Here is a 21,139-nt window from a genome sequence, read left to right as displayed (position 1 = left end):
GTTCCACCAGCGAACTTCTCAGGTAGTGTTCCCAAACAAAAAACCCCGGCAAGCCGGGGTTTGTTTTGCTGAAAACTGTGATGACGGTTATTAGCCCGCGACAGCGATACGCTTCATGTCGGTCATGTAGCCACGCAGTTTGCGGCCAACGGTTTCAATCGGGTGCTGGCGAACGGCTTCGTTAACGTCACGCAGCTGTGCGTTGTCGACCTGCGTGCCTTCCACCGCTTTACCCAGATCGCCCGGCTGCAGTGTGGTCATGAACTCTTTCAGCAACGGCACCGCAGCGAAGGAGAACAGGTAGTTACCATATTCAGCGGTATCAGAGATCACCACGTTCATTTCATACAGACGCTTACGGGCGATGGTGTTCGCGATCAACGGCAGCTCATGCAGGGATTCGTAGTAAGCAGACTCTTCGATGATGCCGGCATCTACCATGGTTTCAAACGCCAGCTCAACGCCCGCTTTCACCATCGCAACCATTACAACACCTTTATCGTAGTACTCCTGCTCTTCGATTTTGCCTTCATACTGTGAGGCAGTTTCGAATGCGGTCTGGCCGGTCTCTTCACGCCAGGTCAGCAGGTTTTTATCATCGTTCGCCCAGTCAGCCATCATGCCGGAAGAGAATTCGCCGGAGATGATGTCATCCATATGCTTCTGGAACAGCGGCGCCATGATGGTTTTCAACTGCTCTGACAGCGCATAAGCGCGCAGTTTCGCCGGGTTAGAGAGACGATCCATCATCAGGGTGATGCCACCAAACTTCAGTGACTCGGTGATGGTTTCCCAGCCGAACTGAATCAGTTTTTCTGCGTAAGCCGGATCCGTACCTTCAGCCACCAGCTTATCGAAGCAGAGCAGTGAACCGGCCTGCAGCATGCCACACAGGATGGTCTGCTCACCCATCAGGTCAGATTTCACTTCTGCAACGAAGGAAGATTCCAGCACGCCAGCACGATCGCCGCCGGTCGCTGCTGCCCAGGCTTTGGCAATCGCCATGCCTTCACCTTTTGGATCGTTTTCCGGGTGAACCGCGATCAGCGTCGGAACACCAAAGCCGCGTTTATACTCTTCACGGACTTCTGTACCCGGGCACTTCGGTGCCACCATCACAACAGTGATGTCTTTACGGATGCTTTCGCCCACTTCAACGATGTTGAAACCGTGCGAGTAACCCAGCGCAGCGCCATCTTTCATCAGCGGCTGAACAGCCTGAACTACTGCGGAGTGCTGCTTGTCTGGCGTCAGGTTAACGACCAGGTCCGCCTGCGGGATCAGATCTTCGTAAGTACCCACTTTAAAACCGTTATCGGTCGCTTTACGCCATGAAGGGCGTTTCTCAGCAATCGCTTCGGCACGCAGTGCATAGGCGACATCCAGACCTGAATCACGCATGTTCAGACCCTGGTTCAGGCCCTGCGCACCACAGCCAACGATAACGACTTTTTTGCCTTTCAGGAAACTGGCACCATCCGCGAATTCTTCACGCGCCATGAAACGACATTTGCCTAATTGCGCCAACTGGTTGCGCAGGTTCAATGTGTTGAAATAGTTAGCCATGGGTACTCCGGTAAGGTTGTGTTTGCTTTTTTTGTTCAGGAACGGCGTGTCATGCAACGCCGCGAATGACCCCATCATATGACAGGAATTCTGTTGCTTAAATTGATATATTAACAACGTCACATTGCAATAAATGCAACACCACCCAGAGGCGACGCGCACATGGATTTACGGGATCTGAAACTGTTTCTTCATCTGGCAGAAAGCTGCCACTTCGGGCGCACGGCGCGTGCGATGCACGTCAGCCCTTCCACGCTGTCACGCCAGATCCAGCGGCTTGAAGACGATGTCGGCCATGCGCTGTTTCTGCGCGATAACCGCACCGTGACGCTGACGGAAGCGGGTGAACGCCTGCGTCAGTTTGCCCAGCAGACCCTGTTGCAATATCAGCAACTGCGTCATGTGATGGATCTTAACGGTCCGTCACTCAGCGGCGAACTGCGCCTGTTCTGTTCGGTAACGGCGGCCTACAGCCATCTGCCGCCGATCCTCGACCGCTTTCGTGCCGAACATCCGCAGGTCGAAATTAAACTGGATACCGGTGATGCTGCGGATGCGGTAGAAAAAGTGCACTCCGGCGATGCCGATCTGGCTATTGCCGGCCGTCCTGAAACTTTGCCCGCCAGCATTGATTTTATGCCACTGGGGCTGATTCCGCTGGTGCTGATTGCGCCTGCATTACCCTGTGCCGTCCGCACACAGGCCACCCAGCCGCAGCCCGACTGGTCAAAAATTCCGTTTATCCTGCCGGTGCAGGGACCCGCACGACGGCGTATCGATCTCTGGTTCCGCCGCCAGCGCATCCCGAATCCGGTGATTTACGCCACGGTATCGGGGCATGAGGCGATAGTCTCAATGGTAGCGCTGGGTTGCGGTATTGCGCTGTTGCCGGATGTCGTGCTGGAGAACAGCCCGGACCCGGTGCGGAACCGCGTGCTGATGCTGGAGAATGTGGAGTCTGTTGCGCCGTTCGAACTCGGTATCTGCGTGCAAAAAAAGCGGCTCGGAGAGCCGCTGATCAGTGCTTTCTGGAGCCAGCTGTAATCAGTGGCCTGACAGGAAGAAGCGGAACGCCGGGTTCTGGCTTTCGTCGTGAAAGTCGTAACCCAGATCGGTGAGATGCTCCTCAAAACGCGGTTCATCGCTGCCGAGCTCAAAAGCCGCCAGCACACGACCATAATCGGTGCCGTGGCTACGGTAGTGAAACAGCGAGATATTCCAGTGGGTGCCCAGCGTTTGCAGGAACTTCAGCAACGCGCCAGGTGCCTCCGGGAATTCGAAGCTGAAGAGCCGTTCACGCAGCGGCTTGGAGGGACGTCCGCCCACCATGTAACGCACATGCAATTTCGCCATTTCATCATCTGAGAGATCGACCACCTGATAACCGCCGCGCGTAAGTTCGCTGATGATTTCGCTGCGCTCTTCCACGCCACGGGTCAGACGTACACCAACAAAGATGCAGGCTTTGTCCGCATCGGCGTAACGATAGTTGAACTCGGTGATGGAACGTCCGCCCAGCGTCTGACAGAAACGCAGGAAGCTGCCCTGCTGTTCCGGGATCGTTACAGCCAGCAGCGCTTCACGCTGTTCGCCCAGCTCGCAACGCTCGGAGACGTAACGCAGGCCGTGGAAGTTGACGTTGGCACCGGACAAGACATGCGCCAGCCGCTCGCCTTTGATCTCGTGCTGCTGGATATACTTCTTCATGCCCGCCAGCGCCAGCGCACCAGACGGTTCCGCCACGGCACGAACATCTTCGAACAGATCTTTCATCGCAGCGCAAATGGCATCGCTGTCGACGGTGATGATGTCATCGATGTAGGCCTGACAGAGCCGGAAGGTTTCGCTGCCAATCCGCTTAACCGCCACCCCTTCGGCAAACAGCCCGACGCGTGGCAGATCGACCGGATGACCGGCGTCCAGCGCCGCTTTCAGGCAGGCTGAATCTTCTGACTCCACCGCAATCACTTTGATCTGCGGCATCAACTGCTTGATCAATACAGCGACGCCCGCTGCCAGACCGCCACCACCAACCGGCACAAAGACCCGGTCGAGGTGCGCATCCTGCTGCAACAGCTCCATCGCCAGCGTGCCCTGTCCGGCAATCACAGCCGGATGGTCAAACGGCGGAACGAAGGTGTAGCCGCGCTGTTCAGCGAGCTCTATCGCTTTGGCTTTCGCCTCGTCAAAGTTGGCCCCAAACAGAAAAGTCTCACCGCCAAATGCGCGCACTGCATCAACCTTGATGTCTGCGGTCGCCAGCGGCATCACAATCAGTGACTTAATGCCCAGCTTCGTCGCGGAGAGCGCCACGCCCTGCGCATGGTTACCGGCCGAAGCCGTCACTACGCCGCGCGCTTTCTGCTCTTCGCTCAGACCGGCAATCATTGCGTAGGCACCGCGCACCTTGAAACTGTGCACCGGCTGACGATCTTCCCGCTTTACCAGAATGGTGTTGCCGAGACGCGATGAAATTTTTTCCATAACCTGCAGCGGCGTCACCTGTGCCACTTCATACACCGGTGAACGCAGCACTGCACGCAAATACTCGGCGCCGCAAGGCGCGTCGGGTAGCGGTTGAGACTCGGCCATGTTTAGCCTCCCAGCTTGCTCTTATCGCGAACGGCGCCTTTGTCAGCACTGGTCGCGAGTAATGCGTAAGCACGCAGCGCAAAGGAGACTTCACGCTGACGATTGACCGGCGTATATGCCGCATCGCCACGTGCCTGCTGCTCTTCACGGCGGGCATGCAGTTCGTTATCCGGCACAGCGAGTTTGATGCCGCGGTTCGGGATATCGATCTCAATGGTGTCGCCATCTTTGACCAGCGCAATGGTGCCGCCGTTGGCCGCTTCAGGCGAAGCGTGACCGATAGAGAGGCCCGATGTGCCACCAGAGAAACGACCGTCGGTGATCAGAGCGCAACTTTTACCCAGACCCATCGATTTCAGATAGGTGGTCGGATAGAGCATTTCCTGCATGCCCGGCCCGCCTTTTGGCCCTTCGTAGCGGATGACAACTACGTCGCCTGCCACGACTTTGCCGCCCAGAATCGCTTCTACCGCGTCATCCTGGCTTTCATAGACTTTGGCCGGGCCGGTGAAGGTCAGGATCTCTTTGTCTACGCCCGCTGTTTTAACGATACAGCCATCTTCGGCGATGTTGCCGTACAGCACGGCCAGACCGCCATCCTGCGAGTACGCGTTTTCGCGGGTGCGGATGCAGCCTTCGGCACGGTCATCATCCAGCGTGTCCCAGCGGCAGTTCTGCGAGAATGCCTGGGTGGTACGGATGCCCGCCGGACCGGCGCGGAACATATCTTTTACCGCCTGATCTTTGGTCAGCATGATGTCGTACTGATCCAGCGTTTCACGCATGGTCTGCTGCAGGATATTACGGGCGCTGCTGTCGAACAGGCCGGCACGATCCAGCTCGCCGAGAATGGCGAAAACACCACCTGCGCGATGCACATCTTCCATGTGGTATTTCGGGGTACTTGGCGCGACTTTACAAAGCTGAGGCACTTTACGTGACAGGCGATCGATGTCGGAGATATTGAAGTCGATGTCGCCTTCCTGGGCCGCCGCCAGCAGGTGCAGCACGGTGTTGGTGGAGCCGCCCATGGCGATATCCAGCATCATGGCGTTCTCGAAGGCGGCCTTGTTCGCGATGTTGCGCGGCAGCATGTTGACGTCATCCTGCTCGTAGTAGCGCTTGGTGAGACTGACGATGCGCTTACCGGCATTGATGAACAGCTCTTTGCGATCAGCGTGCGTGGCCAGCAGTGAACCGTTGCCAGGCTGCGACAGGCCGAGTGCTTCGGTCAGGCAGTTCATCGAGTTGGCGGTGAACATGCCGGAGCAGGAGCCGCAGGTCGGACAGGCAGAGCGTTCGATCTGATCGCTGTCGGCATCGCTGACGTTCGGGTTCGCACCCTGAATCATCGCATCGACCAGGTCCAGCTTGATGATCTGATCAGAAAGCTTGGTTTTACCCGCTTCCATCGGGCCGCCTGAAACGAAGATCACCGGAATATTAAGGCGCAGAGACGCCATCAGCATGCCTGGGGTGATTTTGTCACAGTTGGAGATGCAGACCATGGCGTCGGCGCAGTGCGCATTAACCATGTACTCGACCGAGTCAGCAATCAGCTCACGCGAAGGCAGTGAATACAGCATGCCGCCATGACCCATGGCAATACCGTCATCCACCGCGATGGTGTTGAACTCTTTAGCCACACCACCCGCCGCTTCAATCTGCTCAGCGACGAGTTTACCAAGGTCGCGGAGGTGAACGTGGCCAGGGACAAATTGGGTGAATGAGTTAACCACAGCGATAATCGGCTTGCCGAAATCGTCGTCGGTCATTCCTGTCGCGCGCCATAAGGCACGGGCACCCGCCATGTTGCGGCCGTGGGTGGTAGTGGCGGAACGGTACTTAGGCATGCTCTATTTACTCCAGTAAGAATAAGCTCGCGGACGTCAGATGACGCCCGCGCTGTATCTGATTATGGGTTAACCGGATCTAACCAGCCCCATTTGTCTTCGGTTTCGCCGGTGAAGAGACCAAAGAAGGCCTCCTGAATGCGTTTAGTCACCGGACCACGCTTGCCTTCGCCCACCTGAATGCGGTCGACGCTGCGCACCGGTGTGATTTCTGCGGCGGTGCCCGACATAAAGACTTCGTCAGCCAGGTAGAGAGATTCACGCGACAGAGTCTGCTCACGCACTTCAATGCCCATATCACGCGCCAGCGTGATGATGGCATCGCGGGTGATGCCCGGCAGTGCCGAAGAGGTAAATGGCGGGGTATAGAGCACACCATCTTTAACTTCAAACAGGTTTTCGCCTGCCCCTTCTGAGATCAGGCCATTGGTATCCAGCGCAATGCCTTCCTGATAGCCATGACGACGGGCTTCGCTACCCACCAGCAGTGAGGAGAGGTAGTTACCACCCGCTTTAGCAGCAGTTGGCAGAGTGTTTGGCGCCACGCGGTTCCATGAAGAGACCATCGCGTCAATGCCATTCTCCAGCGCTTCAGCGCCCAGGTACGCGCCCCACGGGAAGGCGGCAATGATCACGTCAGTTGTGAAGCCGTCTGGCGGGTTCACGCCCAGGCCCACATCGCCGACAAAGGCCAGCGGACGGATATAAGCACTTTTCAGTTTGTTCACGCGGATGACTTCGCGGCACGCTTCCATCAGCTCATCAACGCTGCTTTTAATCGGGAAACGATAGATTTTGGCGGAGTCATGCAGACGTTGCATGTGTTCACGATGACGGAACACAACCGGTCCTTTGTGAGAGTCGTAGCAGCGCACGCCTTCAAATACCGACGTACCATAGTGCAAGGCGTGGGACATGACGCTGACCTTCGCCTCTTCCCACTTAACCATCTCGCCATTGAACCAAATAAAGTCTGCTTTCTTCGTGCTCATTGTTATTCCCTCTCGCGGCTACGCGCGGATTTGTTGTGTTGTCTGTTGTTGAATCTGAACGCATGCAACGTCGATCAATTTACTTAACTGCGAAGACAGTAAATCGACGGAGCGCTGGCTGGCAACGGTCATTTCAATATTAATGTTTTCTGCGTTGGCGACTGAGGCCATGTTCATAGAACAGACCTGAAAACCGCGGTGACGCACGACGCGTAAAATGCGCTCTAATATTTCAGGGCGGAAACGGGCTTCGATAGACAATTGATGCTGGTTCATACGGTTTTCTCCATCATGTTTGCATTGCTGGCACCCGGCGGTACCAGTGGCCAGACGTTTTCATGCTCATCAATTGCAACATGCAGGAAGTAAGGACCTTCGCTGTTCAGCAGAGCATCAAGGGCGGCGTCGACCTGATCTTTACGGGTAATGCGCTGGCCGGGGATGTTGAACGCGCTGGCCAGCGTGAGGAAATCGGGATTATCGGACAGGTTGGTTTCGCTGTAGCGACCGTCAAAAAAGAGCTGTTGCCACTGGCGTACCATACCCAGACGCTGGTTATCCATCAGTACGATTTTGACCGGCAGCCTGCCGCGCTTGATGGTGCCCAGCTCCTGAATGTTCATCATGATGGAGCCATCACCGGAGACACAGATAACCGTATCGTCCGGGCGTGCAACCTGCGCACCAATGGCAGCAGGCAAACCAAAGCCCATGGTGCCTAAGCCGCTGGAGGTGATGAAATTCTCCGGTGCGTTAAATGCCATGTGCTGCGCCGTCCACATCTGATGCTGACCGACGTCGGTGGTGACCACGGTATTCGCCGGTTTGCGATCGGAAAGTTGCTTCAGCAGCAGCGGCGCATAGATCGCTTCGCCCGGATGATCGTAGCGCCATGCGTGGCTGGCTTTCAGTACCTGCACCTCATCGCGCCAGGCGTTGATAGACAAAGGCTGACTCAGTGCGGACAGCAGTTCGTTGAGATCGCCCTGCAGGGAGACATGAGCGCGGCGTAATTTGTTTAACTCAGCGGGATCGATATCGAGATGAATCACGCTGGCGTGCGGTGCAAAGGTATCCAGCTTGCCGGTCACGCGATCATCGAAACGGGCACCGATCGCGATCAGCAGGTCACACGCCTGTACGGCCAGGTTAGCGGCTTTGGTACCGTGCATCCCCAGCATACCGAGATAGACGTCACTTTGCGGGTCCACGCTGCCCAGTCCTTTCAGAGTAGCAACCGCCGGAATGCCGGTCTCGTCTGCCAGCTTGCGCAGTGCCGGAACCGCCTGAGCCAGACCGACACCGCCGCCAACGTAGAGCATTGGCTTTCTGGCCTGCGCCATCAGTGCACGTGCGTGGTCAATCGCCTGATGTGGCAGCGCATTTCCTTCTTCAACCGGAACCAGATGCGGTGCGGGTTCACCCTGTGCAATCTGAATATCTTTCGGGATATCAACCAGTACCGGACCCGGACGGCCCGACTGCGCCAGCGCAAAAGCTTCCGCCATGATAGCGGGTAATTCATCCAGCGATTCAACCAGGAAGCTGTGCTTGGTGCAGGCTAGTGAGAGTCCCAGTACGTCGATCTCCTGGAAAGCATCGGTGCCGATGAAGGCCGAGGTGACCTGACCCGTTACCGCCACGACCGGTACCGAATCCATCATCGCATCCGCCAGACCGGTGATCAGGTTAGTTGCGCCGGGGCCGGAAGTGGCGATACAGACGCCGGTTTTGCCGGTTGAACGGGCATATCCGATTGCCGCCATTACAGCGCCCTGCTCGTGACGACACAACAGGTGTTCCACGCCGCCGTCATAGAGCGCGTCGTATACCGGCATGATGGCGCCGCCAGGGTAACCAAATACGGTATCAACACCCTGCGCGCGTAAAGCCTGAACTACCCACTGTGCACCTGTCATCGCTATTCTCCTGTGTCCTGACCGGAACAACAGAATTTTATGCTACTGTTCATTGTTTGTTCCTTGTGGATTTACTGATATTTCCTCGGGTCGAAAAAAAACCCCCGGACCTTTCGGTGCGGGGGTTTTTTCGGATTCGAGGCTTGATTTTTAAGCCTTTCTTTCTCCAAGCGTTGCCCCGCACGGTAGGTTAATAACCACCACCACGCTAATCACGACCAGGCTAATCACTTGTAGAAGGGCTTTCATGTGTTGTTCAATTCTTTTTCGTGTTCGAAGTAATGCCTACAGAGTTATCATAGTCAGGGGTCATCGCACAACTTTTTTTACAGATTTATTTTCGTGCGTGACGCGGAATCGTAACCTATCGATCTGTAATACAAGAAATAATTACATGATGATAATTATTCATCACTTTAGTGACGTAATAATATTTTGATGGATTTGCGTACTGTCGCACAGCATTTTAAAACGCCATGAAACAACTTTCGATGGGGTGTGCGATGGTCCGAACCATACTGATGATGTCATGGCTTTTCTTTGATGCAGTCACCAGACTGACGGTAACAAGGAGCGAGTATGTCATTGTCAAAAGTTCTGACCCGGGCAGCACTGGGGGTGGACGCCCCGCTGGTGACCATTGAGGCACATATCAGTAATGGCCTGCCTGCCTTAACCCTGGTAGGTCTGCCGGAAACGACGGTCAAAGAAGCGCGTGAGCGGGTACGCAGCGCTATTATCAACAGCGGTTTCACTTTTCCGGCAAAGCGGGTCACCATTAATCTGGCACCCGCGGATCTTCCTAAAGAGGGCGGACGGTATGACTTACCTATGGCGATCGCCATTCTGGTCGCCTCTGAGCAGCTTCCTGCCGACAAGCTGACGCACTACGAGTTTCTGGGTGAACTGGCACTCGACGGCGCGCTGTGCGGTGTACAGGGCGCGATTCCGGCGGCCATGGTGGCAATTCAGGCTGGACGGCAGATGGTTCTCTCTGCTGAGAATCAGGCGGATGCCGGACTTATCCGTCAGGGGTCTTCACTGGTTGCATCTCATCTCAGCAACGTGTGTGCCTTTCTGCGTAATGAACTCACATTACCGACAGCTCAGTCCCCTGATCATCAGGGCGAGCCGCCTGCTGACGATCTCGCAGATATCATTGGTCAGGAACAGGGACGCAGAGCACTGGAGATCACGGCGGCTGGCGGGCATAACCTGTTGCTGATTGGCCCGCCTGGCACCGGTAAAACAATGCTTGCCACCCGGCTGCCCGGCATCATGCCTTCTTTAACCGATCAGGAAGCACTGGAATGCGCAGCAATCGCCAGTCTCGTGAACACTAGCAGTACTCTGCACCGACAATGGCGCAGTCGGCCTTTCAGGTCACCTCATCACAGTGCATCTCTCTATGCTTTGATTGGTGGCGGATCACTACCACGGCCGGGCGAGATCTCACTGGCGCATAACGGCGTGCTGTTTCTGGATGAGTTGCCGGAATTTGATCGTAAGGTGCTGGACTCTCTGCGCGAGCCATTAGAGTCGGGGGTCATCGCTATTTCACGTGCGCGCGCAAAAGTCACCTATCCGGCACGATTTCAGCTGATTGCTGCAATGAATCCAAGTCCAACCGGACATTATCAGGGACAGCATAACCGTACCTCACCTCAGCAGGTGCTGCGTTATCTCAGCAAGCTGTCCGGCCCTTTTCTCGATCGTTTTGATCTTTCACTGGAGGTGCCCCTACTTCCGGGTGGAATGCTTAGCGGTCAACGCCCTGTAGCAGAAACGTCTGAACGGGTTCGTCATCGGGTGGTCGCAGCGCGGGAGATTCAGCTGACCCGTGCAGGCAAAATTAATGCGCATTTAAACAATGCGGAGATTATGCGCTGGTGTCAGCCAGCTAAAGAGGATGCGGAGTGGCTGGAGTCAGTACTGGAGAAACTGGGTTTATCTGTACGGGCATGGCAGCGGATTTTGAAGGTGGCGCGTACCGTGGCCGATCTGGCGGGAGAAGCAGACGTCAGTCGGCATCATCTGCAGGAGGCTGTCAGTTATCGCACGATTGATCGTTTAATGATTCATCTGCATAACAGCCTGCAATAAAAAAGGGGCTTTCGCCCCTTCTCTGTTAATCGTCGCTGTCGGTAAAGTCTTCGACGGTGTCCATCTGCGGTTTACCGCCGGACAGCGTATGAAAACGCTTAGGACGCTTAATGCGGGTCATATATTTAGACCATACACGTTCAGCTTCCGTTTGCGGCTCACGCACGCCACGACACACTTCAATAAACAGACGTTCTTCTTCTGTTGCAGGCTCACGCTTTGATAAATCCAGCTCATTAAAGGCGAAACCGTGGCGTTCAAGAAGCTGAGCTTCTTTAATAGTAAAGTCACCGTGGCGTGAGAAACCACGCGGGTAATGTTTGTTATCAAAGAAACGATTCTCTGTTGAGAAGCTTTCCGCCATGTTACACGCTCCTGATTTTCTAATGCCGTGCTGTTAATGGCGCGGAGTATTAGATAGGCTTGACAGAGTGTAAAACAAAACATTTAAATCTATACGACAAACATTTTTTGGGAGAACGCTGTGGATACGGAATTACTGAAAACTTTCCTGGAAGTGAGCAGAACACGCCATTTCGGGCGTGCTGCAGAAGCACTTTACCTTACGCAATCTGCTGTCAGTTTTCGCATCCGCCAGTTAGAGAATCAGCTTGGCGTTAACCTTTTTACACGGCATCGCAATAACATACGTCTGACGGCGGCTGGAGAACGCCTGCTTCCCTATGCTGAAAGCCTGATGAGCACATGGATGATGGCAAAGAAGGAGGTTTCCCACACTCAACAGCACCATGAGCTTTCGATCGGTGCCAGTGCATCGCTATGGGAGGCTTATCTGACGCCGTGGCTACAGACGCTTTACGAGAATCGTGAAAGCCTGCATTTAGAAGCGCGCGTGGCACAACGACACCTGCTGGTTAAGCAGCTCCATGAACGCCAGCTGGATCTGTTGATCACCACTGAAGCGCCTAAGATGGATGAGTTAACCAGTCAGCAGATTGGTCATATCTCACTGGCGCTGTTCTGCGCCCGGCAGAGCGAGAAACGCGAAAAATATGATTACATTAAACTGGAATGGGGAGCAGATTTTCATCAGCATCAGAGTTATCTTTCCGGCGCTGATGATGTGCCAGTACTGACCACAACGTCGGCGCATGTTACCCGTGAACTGCTGCATACCACCGGAGCGTGCGCGTTCCTGCCTGACTTCTGGCAAAGTGTTTACAATGAGTTGATGGTGATCCCGGATACGCCCGTCGCCGTTCGTCCGCTCTATGCTGTCTGGTTGCAGAACAGCGATCAGCAGGCGCATATCCGGCAGCTGCTTAAATTCCCGATTCTGGTCAGGCAAAACAGCTAAAGATTGGCAGGTAGAGAAGCAAGCAGGGAAGAGATGAGACCAGTTAGATTTAACTGGTTCTTCTTTTTTGCCTTTATGAAGGCAAAAAAAAATCCTTTGCCGAAGCAAAGGATCGTTTTCTGGCAGGGGCGGAGGGACTCGAACCCCCAACACCCGGTTTTGGAGACCGGTGCTCTACCAATTGAACTACGCCCCTAATAGGGTGGCGGAACGGACGGGGCTCGAACCCGCGACCCCCTGCGTGACAGGCAGGTATTCTAACCAACTGAACTACCGCTCCACCGATTCTTTCACGCTTATCAGCAACCGGCTGATAAGCGCCTGTTCCCGTTATTTTCCCTGTCAGAGGAAAAGGAACAAATTTGATGCCTGGCAGTTCCCTACTCTCGCATGGGGAGACCCCACACTACCATCGGCGCTACGGCGTTTCACTTCTGAGTTCGGCATGGGGTCAGGTGGGACCACCGCGCTACAGCCGCCAGGCAAATCTTGGTGCACGAAACGAATCTTTTACGCCATGACCGCGTTGCCATCGCTCAGCCACACCGGTCACATACCTCAGTATGCTCCCGCTGATGTCTTCGCTCTGCGCCTTGTCACGCCGCAAAATCTTTCGTTTCCGCTAATTTTATCCGGAATAAGCTGAAAATCGTGTCTCTCAAAAACGCCTCTGGCGTTGTAAGGTTAAGCCTCACGGGTCATTAGTACCGGTTAGCTCAACGCATCGCTGCGCTTACACACCCGGCCTATCAACGTCGTAGTCTTCAACGTCCCTTCAGGACCCTCAAGGGGTCAGGGAGAACTCATCTCGGGGCAAGTTTCGTGCTTAGATGCTTTCAGCACTTATCTTTTCCGCACTTAGCTACCGGGCAGTGCCATTGGCATGACAACCCGAACACCAGTGGTGCGTTCACTCCGGTCCTCTCGTACTAGGAGCAACCCCCCTCAATTCTCCAGCGCCCACGGCAGATAGGGACCGAACTGTCTCACGACGTTCTAAACCCAGCTCGCGTACCACTTTAAACGGCGAACAGCCGTACCCTTGGGACCTACTTCAGCCCCAGGATGTGATGAGCCGACATCGAGGTGCCAAACACCGCCGTCGATATGAACTCTTGGGCGGTATCAGCCTGTTATCCCCGGAGTACCTTTTATCCGTTGAGCGATGGCCCTTCCATTCAGAACCACCGGATCACTATGACCTGCTTTCGCACCTGCTCGAGCCGTCACTCTCGCAGTCAAGCCAGCTTATGCCATTGCACTAACCTCACGATGTCCGACCGTGATTAGCTGACCTTCGTGCTCCTCCGTTACTCTTTAGGAGGAGACCGCCCCAGTCAAACTACCCACCAGACACTGTCCGCAGCCCGGATAACGGGCCTACGTTAGAACATCAAACATTAAAGGGTGGTATTTCAAGGTTGGCTCCACGCAGACTGGCGTCCGCGCTTCAAAGCCTCCCACCTATCCTACACATCAAGGCTCAATGTTCAGTGTCAAGCTGTAGTAAAGGTTCACGGGGTCTTTCCGTCTTGCCGCGGGTACACTGCATCTTCACAGCGAGTTCAATTTCACTGAGTCTCGGGTGGAGACAGCCTGGCCATCATTACGCCATTCGTGCAGGTCGGAACTTACCCGACAAGGAATTTCGCTACCTTAGGACCGTTATAGTTACGGCCGCCGTTTACCGGGGCTTCGATCAAGAGCTTCTCCTTGCGGATAACCCCATCAATTAACCTTCCGGCACCGGGCAGGCGTCACACCGTATACGTCCACTTTCGTGTTTGCACAGTGCTGTGTTTTTAATAAACAGTTGCAGCCAGCTGGTATCTTCGACTGGCTTCGGCTCGGGGAGTAAATCCCTCCACCTACGCGCCAGCGTGCCTTCTCCCGAAGTTACGGCACCATTTTGCCTAGTTCCTTCACCCGAGTTCTCTCAAGCGCCTTGGTATTCTCTACCTGACCACCTGTGTCGGTTTGGGGTACGATTCTGTGTTACCTGATGCTTAGAGGCTTTTCCTGGAAGCTGGGCATTTATCACTTCAGCACCGTAGTGCCTCGTCGTCACGCCTCAGCGTTAATAAGGGACCGGATTTACCTGGACCCTCCGCCTACACGCTTAAACCGGGACAACCGTCGCCCGGCTGATATAGCCTTCTCCGTCCCCCCTTCGCAGTAACACCGAGTACAGGAATATTAACCTGTTTCCCATCGACTACGCCTTTCGGCCTCGCCTTAGGGGTCGACTCACCCTGCTCCGATTAACGTTGAACAGGAACCCTTGGTCTTCCGGCGAGCGGGCTTTTCACCCGCTTTATCGTTACTTATGTCAGCATTCGCACTTCTGATACCTCCAGCATGCCTCACAGCACACCTTCGACGGCTTACAGAACGCTCCCCTACCCAACAACACATAGTGTCGCTGCCGCAGCTTCGGTGCATGGTTTAGCCCCGTTACATCTTCCGCGCAGGCCGACTCGACCAGTGAGCTATTACGCTTTCTTTAAATGATGGCTGCTTCTAAGCCAACATCCTGGCTGTCTGTGCCTTCCCACATCGTTTCCCACTTAACCATGACTTTGGGACCTTAGCTGGCGGTCTGGGTTGTTTCCCTCTTCACGACGGACGTTAGCACCCGCCGTGTGTCTCCCGTGATAACATTCTCCGGTATTCGCAGTTTGCATCGGGTTGGTAAGCCGGGATGGCCCCCTAGCCGAAACAGTGCTCTACCCCCGGAGATGAGTTCACGAGGCGCTACCTAAATAGCTTTCGGGGAGAACCAGCTATCTCCCGGTTTGATTGGCCTTTCACCCCCAGCCACAGGTCATCCGCTAATTTTTCAACATTAGTCGGTTCGGTCCTCCAGTTAGTGTTACCCAACCTTCAACCTGCCCATGGCTAGATCACCGGGTTTCGGGTCTATACCCTGCAACTTAACGCCCAGTTAAGACTCGGTTTCCCTGCGGCTCCCCTATACGGTTAACCTTGCTACAGAATATAAGTCGCTGACCCATTATACAAAAGGTACGCAGTCACCCCCGTAAAGAGGGCTCCCACTGCTTGTACGTACACGGTTTCAGGTTCTGTTTCACTCCCCTCGCCGGGGTTCTTTTCGCCTTTCCCTCACGGTACTGGTTCACTATCGGTCAGTCAGGAGTATTTAGCCTTGGAGGATGGTCCCCCCATATTCAGACAGGATACCACGTGTCCCGCCTTACTCATCGAGCTCACAGCGCGTGTGCTTTTGTGTACGGGAGTATCACCCTGTACCCTGCGACTTTCCAGACGCTTCCACTAACACACATGCTGATTCAGGCTCTGGGCTGCTCCCCGTTCGCTCGCCGCTACTGGGGGAATCTCGGTTGATTTCTTTTCCTCGGGGTACTTAGATGTTTCAGTTCCCCCGGTTCGCCTTGCAGCACTATGTATTCATGCTGCAATGATGCACAGAGTGCACCGGGTTTCCCCATTCGGACATCGACGGCTGTAGCGGTTCATATCACCTTACCGTCGCTTTACGCAGATTAGCACGTCCTTCATCGCCTCTGACTGCCTGGGCATCCACCGTGTACGCTTAGTCGCTTAACCTCACAACCCACAGGCGTTTTGCAACGCTGCAGACTGCAAGCATTTGAGAGACTCGAACGTGCCGCGTTTTTCATTCTTATTACGGAAATGAAAGCGACACGTCGTTTCAATTTTCAGCTTGTTCCGGATTGTTAAAGAGCATAATACTTCGCAGCACACCGTTGCCGGTACGCTCTGAAGTATTCAGAAAAAACAGATAAACGGTATGGTGGAGCTAAGCGGGATCGAACCGCTGACCTCCTGCGTGCAAGGCAGGCGCTCTCCCAGCTGAGCTATAGCCCCATACAGTTACTGCAGAGACCACTACTACCACTCAACCGAGTACACTTCGTAAGAAATGCAATTCGTGCTCAGGCAGGGCATGTTTCCGCGCAGCATAGTGAACTATGCGAGCCGTCGACACAACGCAGCATGAGGACAAATCTGGTAGGCCTGAGTGGACTTGAACCACCGACCTCACCCTTATCAGGGGTGCGCTCTAACCACCTGAGCTACAAGCCTGTAGAGGTTTTTTCTGCTCGTTACTTTTTATCAGACAATCTGTGTGAGCACTGCGCGGGAAGGTATCTTCAGGTAAGGAGGTGATCCAACCGCAGGTTCCCCTACGGTTACCTTGTTACGACTTCACCCCAGTCATGAATCACAAAGTGGTAAGCGCCCTCCCGAAGGTTAAGCTACCTACTTCTTTTGCAACCCACTCCCATGGTGTGACGGGCGGTGTGTACAAGGCCCGGGAACGTATTCACCGTGGCATTCTGATCCACGATTACTAGCGATTCCGACTTCACGGAGTCGAGTTGCAGACTCCGATCCGGACTACGACGCACTTTGTGAGGTCCGCTTGCTCTCGCGAGGTCGCTTCTCTTTGTATGCGCCATTGTAGCACGTGTGTAGCCCTACTCGTAAGGGCCATGATGACTTGACGTCATCCCCACCTTCCTCCGGTTTATCACCGGCAGTCTCCTTTGAGTTCCCGACCGAATCGCTGGCAACAAAGGATAAGGGTTGCGCTCGTTGCGGGACTTAACCCAACATTTCACAACACGAGCTGACGACAGCCATGCAGCACCTGTCTCACGGTTCCCGAAGGCACTGAGGCATCTCTGCCAGATTCCGTGGATGTCAAGAGTAGGTAAGGTTCTTCGCGTTGCATCGAATTAAACCACATGCTCCACCGCTTGTGCGGGCCCCCGTCAATTCATTTGAGTTTTAACCTTGCGGCCGTACTCCCCAGGCGGTCGACTTAACGCGTTAGCTCCGGAAGCCACTCCTCAAGGGAACAACCTCCAAGTCGACATCGTTTACGGCGTGGACTACCAGGGTATCTAATCCTGTTTGCTCCCCACGCTTTCGCACCTGAGCGTCAGTCTTTGTCCAGGGGGCCGCCTTCGCCACCGGTATTCCTCCAGATCTCTACGCATTTCACCGCTACACCTGGAATTCTACCCCCCTCTACAAGACTCAAGCCTGCCAGTTTCAAATGCAGTTCCCAGGTTAAGCCCGGGGATTTCACATCTGACTTAACAGACCGCCTGCGTGCGCTTTACGCCCAGTAATTCCGATTAACGCTTGCACCCTCCGTATTACCGCGGCTGCTGGCACGGAGTTAGCCGGTGCTTCTTCTGCGGGTAACGTCAATCGGCGCGGTTATTAACCGCACCGCCTTCCTCCCCGCTGAAAGTACTTTACAACCCGAAGGCCTTCTTCATACACGCGGCATGGCTGCATCAGGCTTGCGCCCATTGTGCAATATTCCCCACTGCTGCCTCCCGTAGGAGTCTGGACCGTGTCTCAGTTCCAGTGTGGCTGGTCATCCTCTCAGACCAGCTAGGGATCGTCGCCTAGGTGGGCCATTACCCCGCCTACTAGCTAATCCCATCTGGGTTCATCCGATAGTGAGAGGCCCGAAGGTCCCCCTCTTTGGTCTTGCGACGTTATGCGGTATTAGCCACCGTTTCCAGTGGTTATCCCCCTCTATCGGGCAGATCCCCAGACATTACTCACCCGTCCGCCACTCGTCACCCGAGAGCAAGCTCTCTGTGCTACCGTCCGACTTGCATGTGTTAGGCCTGCCGCCAGCGTTCAATCTGAGCCATGATCAAACTCTTCAATTTAAGTTTGATTTGCTTAAACAAGTTAAGCGGTGCTCATCTGTAAAACGTCATAATGAATTTCATTATGTGTTCACTCGTGAGGCTTTGATATTTTTGTGCGTCCAAAGACGCTGATATCAATCCTGCGAGTGCCCACACAGATTGTCTGATAAATTGTTAAAGAGCATGCCGCGATTTACTGCGGCGCGGGCTGCGTATATTACGCTTTCCGCATTGTCAGTCAAGCATTTATTTTCGCTTAACTCACTGGTTCGTATGATTTCGAACCTACTCAACCCGGCGCTTCGTAAGCCGTTGTGCCGTGTCAGTGGAGGCGCATTATAGGGAGTTCTCGGAGGCTGACAAGTGCTAATTTCAAATAAAATTCCGAGTGCTGATTTTTTCAGCTAAAAGCCGCTAAAGCGCCAGTTTTTCGAGCAACGGGAAGCCATAACGCTGCAAAACGGGTGATAATTGTACTGCTTCGCCATCCAGCGCCGTACAGAATGCAACATTCTGCTGCGAGGAGTGCACCTCAGGCGCTTCATGCTCAAGCAGCCAGACGGTACGTCGGGCAATTGCCGCACCGGAATCAATCAGACGCGTCCCTTCAGGCAACACCTGCTGCAGCTCTTCGCGCAGTAAAGGAAAGTGTGTACAGCCTAAAACGACCGTATCCGGTGGCTCAGCCATCCTCAGCCACGGCTGAACAATCCGGCGTACCTCATCCAGTGACACTTCCTCACCGTGGAGCTTCGCTTCTGCCAGCTCTACCAGCTCGGCCGATCCCAGCATCTCGATATTGCAGGAACCCGCAAACTGCGCCACCAGCTCATGCGTATAAGGACGGCGCACCGTAGCCCGCGTAGCCAGTAATCCCACAACGCCATTACGCGTCAGGCGCGCGGCCGGTTTAATTGCCGGCACCACTCCTACGACAGGAAATGCAAAGCGTTCACGTAAAGCGGGTAATGAAACCGTGCTGGCCGTATTACAGGCGATGATGACCAATGAGAGAGGATAGCGCTGCGTAATAGCCTCAACGATAGCGACCACCCGCTCCACGATGAAGGTTTCGCTTTTCTCACCGTAAGGGAAGCCTGCGTTATCGAAGGCATAGAGATAATGCAGGTCCGGCAACAGCTGACGGACCTCATCATAGACAGAAAGCCCACCGACGCCGGAATCAAACACCAGCACGGTAGGGCGCAAATCAGAAGTTGTAGCTGCCGCTGAGGTAATACTCTCGTCCTGGAGTCTGATAGCCATACACTGTCTCGTAATCTTTATCGAACAGGTTGGCAATTCTACCACGAACCGTGAGTTGTGAAGTGACCGGATATGAGACAGCGAGATCCCACAGGCTCACTCCCCCTAGCTTCACGCGTCGGCTGGGCGAACTGTTAAAGTCGGTATCATAACGGTCCCCCAGATAATGGTAGGTGATTGACCAGTCAAACTCATACAGCGTCCAGTCGAGCTGATACTTCACCTGCTGCTTAGCCCGGCGAACAAGCGGCTGATCGGTGCTGCCATCCCGCGCATCAACATAATCATAGGAGAGCAGATGCGCCAGCGGCCCGGTATTAAATCCGGCGGTGGCTTCAACGCCTTTAATGCGGGCCTGCTTAATGTTGTAGTAACGGAAAGTCGCCGGATCACTATCAATCAGATTATCGATGTCGTTGCGATAGCCCGACACACGCCAGTTCACCGGTCCGCTCAGCCCTTCAAAGCCGCCTTCCCACTGCTTACTTTTTTCCGGATCGAGGTCACGATTACCATAAAACGGACTGTAAACCTGCGACAGATTCGGTGCTTTAAAAGCAGTGCCATAAGAGGCGAACGCGCGATAGCCGGAGATAAACTCCCATGACACTGCCGTCTGCCAGGTGTTATGCCAGCCGAACTGATTGTTGTCATCACTGCGTACCGCACCTTCAAGGGTAACGCTGCCAAACTGCTGCTGGCCAGTCAGGTAGAGACCGGTATTTCGCTGCTCATAGCCCTCTGATAAATAGTTCGTGCCAGGCTCGGTCGTCTCTTTCTGCCAGTCGACACCGGCGCTGATCGCCCCCTGCCCCACCTGCACGGTGTTGCCCCACTGCAGATTGTACTGGGTGACATCATCAAAGGTGGATGCAGCGCCATAGCGACCATTGCGCGGATCGTAGTTAATGTCTTTGGTATGACCGTAACTGGCGATGAGCTGAGTAGAGTAAATGTCACGGTTGAAGCGTAACCCGGTGTCCCAGGTCTGGCTGTAGAGCTGACGGGTATCCGCCAGCCCGATAATATTGGAATTATTATCGTAGGTATATGAACCGTCGTAGGCGGTGCGGTTATCAAACCCGTAGCCGCGCACAAAACCACTGAGCTCATCGCTGAACTGATGCTCAAGGTTGCCATACAGAGTTTTACTCATGAAGCCGTCGCGATCGTGCTGTGCCGGACCATAGTCATTGGGGTAGCCCGCCACCACATCATACCCTTTGGTATAGGTGTAGTTGCCAGCCAGGGTAAGCTTTGTTGCGTCGCCCAGCATCTGCTGGGTTGACCCGTCATACGATTGATAGCCGCTGGACCCGACGCCCGCCGTCAGCGTGGTGCCGGGTTGCGATCGACCCGTAATGATATTCACCACGCCGCCAATCGCATCAGAACCGTAAACCGCAGACCGCGAGCCGCGAACATATTCGATGCGCTGCACCAGCGACAGAGGGATCTGGCTGAGATCAGACGAACCGCTGATGCCCGCCTGATTAAGCCGGATACCATCAATCAGGATCAGCACATGTCGGGACTCGGTTCCCCGGATAAACAGTGAACTTTGCTGCCCCAATCCACCATTCTGCGCGACATCGACACCTGGCAGACGCCGCATCACATCCGTCAGGCTTTTGGCCTGCCAGCGATCAATCTCATCACGCGTGACGACGGTGGTCGGTGCCAGCACACCTGAAACGGGTTCTGCAAAACGGTTGGCGGTAACGATTTGCGTATCATCATTTCCCTCCGCAAAACTGTTTTGCGCCCAGAGGGAAATCGCCGTTGCGCTCAGCGCGAACAGCGATGCGGTTTTTTTAGTCATTTTTAATCGCATCCATAAGACGAA

13 protein-coding genes, 4 tRNA genes and 3 rRNA genes are annotated in these 21,139 nt (G+C 54.6%); 3 read left to right on the top strand and 17 right to left on the bottom strand.

Annotated elements, in window-relative coordinates; translation table 11 throughout:
* Positions 1-90 precede the first annotated feature (90 nt).
* The gene (gene ilvC, locus K6R05_RS01045) at positions 91-1,566 is read right to left on the bottom strand and encodes a ketol-acid reductoisomerase (protein WP_161736405.1); all 1,476 of its coding nucleotides are present in this window, start codon (positions 1,564-1,566) and stop codon (positions 91-93) included.
* A 162-nt stretch (positions 1,567-1,728) separates the two neighbouring features.
* Here ilvC and ilvY point away from each other — a divergent pair, with 162 nt between their 5' ends.
* Positions 1,729-2,610: an HTH-type transcriptional activator IlvY gene (ilvY, locus tag K6R05_RS01040; protein WP_150015864.1), complete on the top strand. Its 882-nt coding sequence runs from the start codon at positions 1,729-1,731 to the stop codon at positions 2,608-2,610.
* Here ilvY and ilvA read toward each other — a convergent pair whose 3' ends face one another.
* From ilvA to ilvL, 6 genes are all read right to left on the bottom strand, one after another.
* Positions 2,611-4,158 (bottom strand): threonine ammonia-lyase, biosynthetic, encoded by a 1,548-nt coding sequence (gene ilvA, locus K6R05_RS01035; RefSeq protein ID WP_222924850.1) that lies wholly within the window; start codon positions 4,156-4,158, stop codon positions 2,611-2,613.
* 2 nt (positions 4,159-4,160) lie between these two features.
* A complete protein-coding gene (gene ilvD / locus K6R05_RS01030; RefSeq protein ID WP_095706524.1) occupies positions 4,161-6,011 on the bottom strand; it encodes a dihydroxy-acid dehydratase in 1,851 nt (616 codons plus the stop codon).
* Positions 6,012-6,073: 62 nt separating this feature from the next.
* Complete coding sequence (locus tag K6R05_RS01025) at positions 6,074-7,003, bottom strand: branched-chain amino acid transaminase (protein ID WP_161736407.1); 930 nt, start codon at positions 7,001-7,003, stop codon at positions 6,074-6,076.
* An 18-nt stretch (positions 7,004-7,021) separates the two neighbouring features.
* The gene (ilvM, locus tag K6R05_RS01020) at positions 7,022-7,279 is read right to left on the bottom strand and encodes an acetolactate synthase 2 small subunit (protein WP_008926359.1); all 258 of its coding nucleotides are present in this window, start codon (positions 7,277-7,279) and stop codon (positions 7,022-7,024) included.
* Entirely contained in the window at positions 7,276-8,922 is a 1,647-nt protein-coding gene (ilvG, locus tag K6R05_RS01015; RefSeq protein ID WP_222924849.1) for an acetolactate synthase 2 catalytic subunit, read from the bottom strand. Before ilvG ends, ilvM begins: the two co-directional genes overlap by 4 nt.
* A gap of 150 nt (positions 8,923-9,072) precedes the next feature.
* Positions 9,073-9,171 (bottom strand): ilv operon leader peptide, encoded by a 99-nt coding sequence (gene ilvL, locus K6R05_RS01010; protein WP_072101316.1) that lies wholly within the window; start codon positions 9,169-9,171, stop codon positions 9,073-9,075.
* A 330-nt stretch (positions 9,172-9,501) separates the two neighbouring features.
* Between ilvL and K6R05_RS01005 the strand changes: the two genes are divergently transcribed.
* Complete coding sequence (locus K6R05_RS01005; protein ID WP_222924848.1) at positions 9,502-11,025, top strand: YifB family Mg chelatase-like AAA ATPase; 1,524 nt, start codon at positions 9,502-9,504, stop codon at positions 11,023-11,025.
* Positions 11,026-11,050: 25 nt separating this feature from the next.
* Here K6R05_RS01005 and K6R05_RS01000 read toward each other — a convergent pair whose 3' ends face one another.
* A complete protein-coding gene (locus K6R05_RS01000; protein ID WP_010253568.1) occupies positions 11,051-11,389 on the bottom strand; it encodes a MaoP family protein in 339 nt (112 codons plus the stop codon).
* Between the two features lie 120 nt (positions 11,390-11,509).
* Here K6R05_RS01000 and hdfR point away from each other — a divergent pair, with 120 nt between their 5' ends.
* A complete protein-coding gene (gene hdfR, locus K6R05_RS00995) occupies positions 11,510-12,343 on the top strand; it encodes an HTH-type transcriptional regulator HdfR (RefSeq protein ID WP_161736410.1) in 834 nt (277 codons plus the stop codon).
* 120 nt (positions 12,344-12,463) lie between these two features.
* Here the strand turns inward: hdfR and K6R05_RS00990 are convergent.
* From K6R05_RS00990 to btuB, 9 genes are all read right to left on the bottom strand, one after another.
* Positions 12,464-12,539, bottom strand: a tRNA-Trp gene (locus K6R05_RS00990).
* Positions 12,540-12,546: 7 nt separating this feature from the next.
* Positions 12,547-12,623 (bottom strand) — tRNA-Asp (locus K6R05_RS00985).
* An 87-nt stretch (positions 12,624-12,710) separates the two neighbouring features.
* Positions 12,711-12,826: ribosomal RNA gene (gene rrf / locus K6R05_RS00980) — 5S ribosomal RNA — on the bottom strand.
* 197 nt (positions 12,827-13,023) lie between these two features.
* Positions 13,024-15,931 (bottom strand): 23S ribosomal RNA (locus tag K6R05_RS00975).
* 206 nt (positions 15,932-16,137) lie between these two features.
* Positions 16,138-16,213 (bottom strand) — tRNA-Ala (locus K6R05_RS00970).
* Positions 16,214-16,355: 142 nt separating this feature from the next.
* Positions 16,356-16,432: transfer RNA gene (locus K6R05_RS00965), tRNA-Ile, on the bottom strand.
* Positions 16,433-16,505: 73 nt separating this feature from the next.
* A 16S ribosomal RNA gene (locus tag K6R05_RS00960) occupies positions 16,506-18,045 on the bottom strand.
* The 16S, 23S and 5S rRNA genes sit together here with 4 tRNA genes alongside, the layout of an rRNA operon.
* Positions 18,046-18,441: 396 nt before the next feature.
* Positions 18,442-19,293 (bottom strand): glutamate racemase, encoded by an 852-nt coding sequence (murI, locus tag K6R05_RS00955; protein ID WP_161733040.1) that lies wholly within the window; start codon positions 19,291-19,293, stop codon positions 18,442-18,444.
* Positions 19,238-21,115, bottom strand: a complete 1,878-nt coding sequence (gene btuB / locus K6R05_RS00950) for a TonB-dependent vitamin B12 receptor BtuB (protein WP_222924847.1) — start codon at positions 21,113-21,115, stop codon at positions 19,238-19,240. The genes murI and btuB overlap by 56 nt, the downstream gene beginning before the upstream one ends.
* Between the last annotated feature and the right edge of the window lie 24 nt (positions 21,116-21,139).

The organism is Pantoea alfalfae, from assembly GCF_019880205.1.
In the GTDB taxonomy this organism is placed as follows: Bacteria; Pseudomonadota; Gammaproteobacteria; order Enterobacterales; family Enterobacteriaceae; genus Pantoea; species Pantoea alfalfae.
The sequence above is the reverse complement of the archived record's forward strand: the minus strand, read 5'-3'. Positions and strand labels throughout refer to the sequence as shown.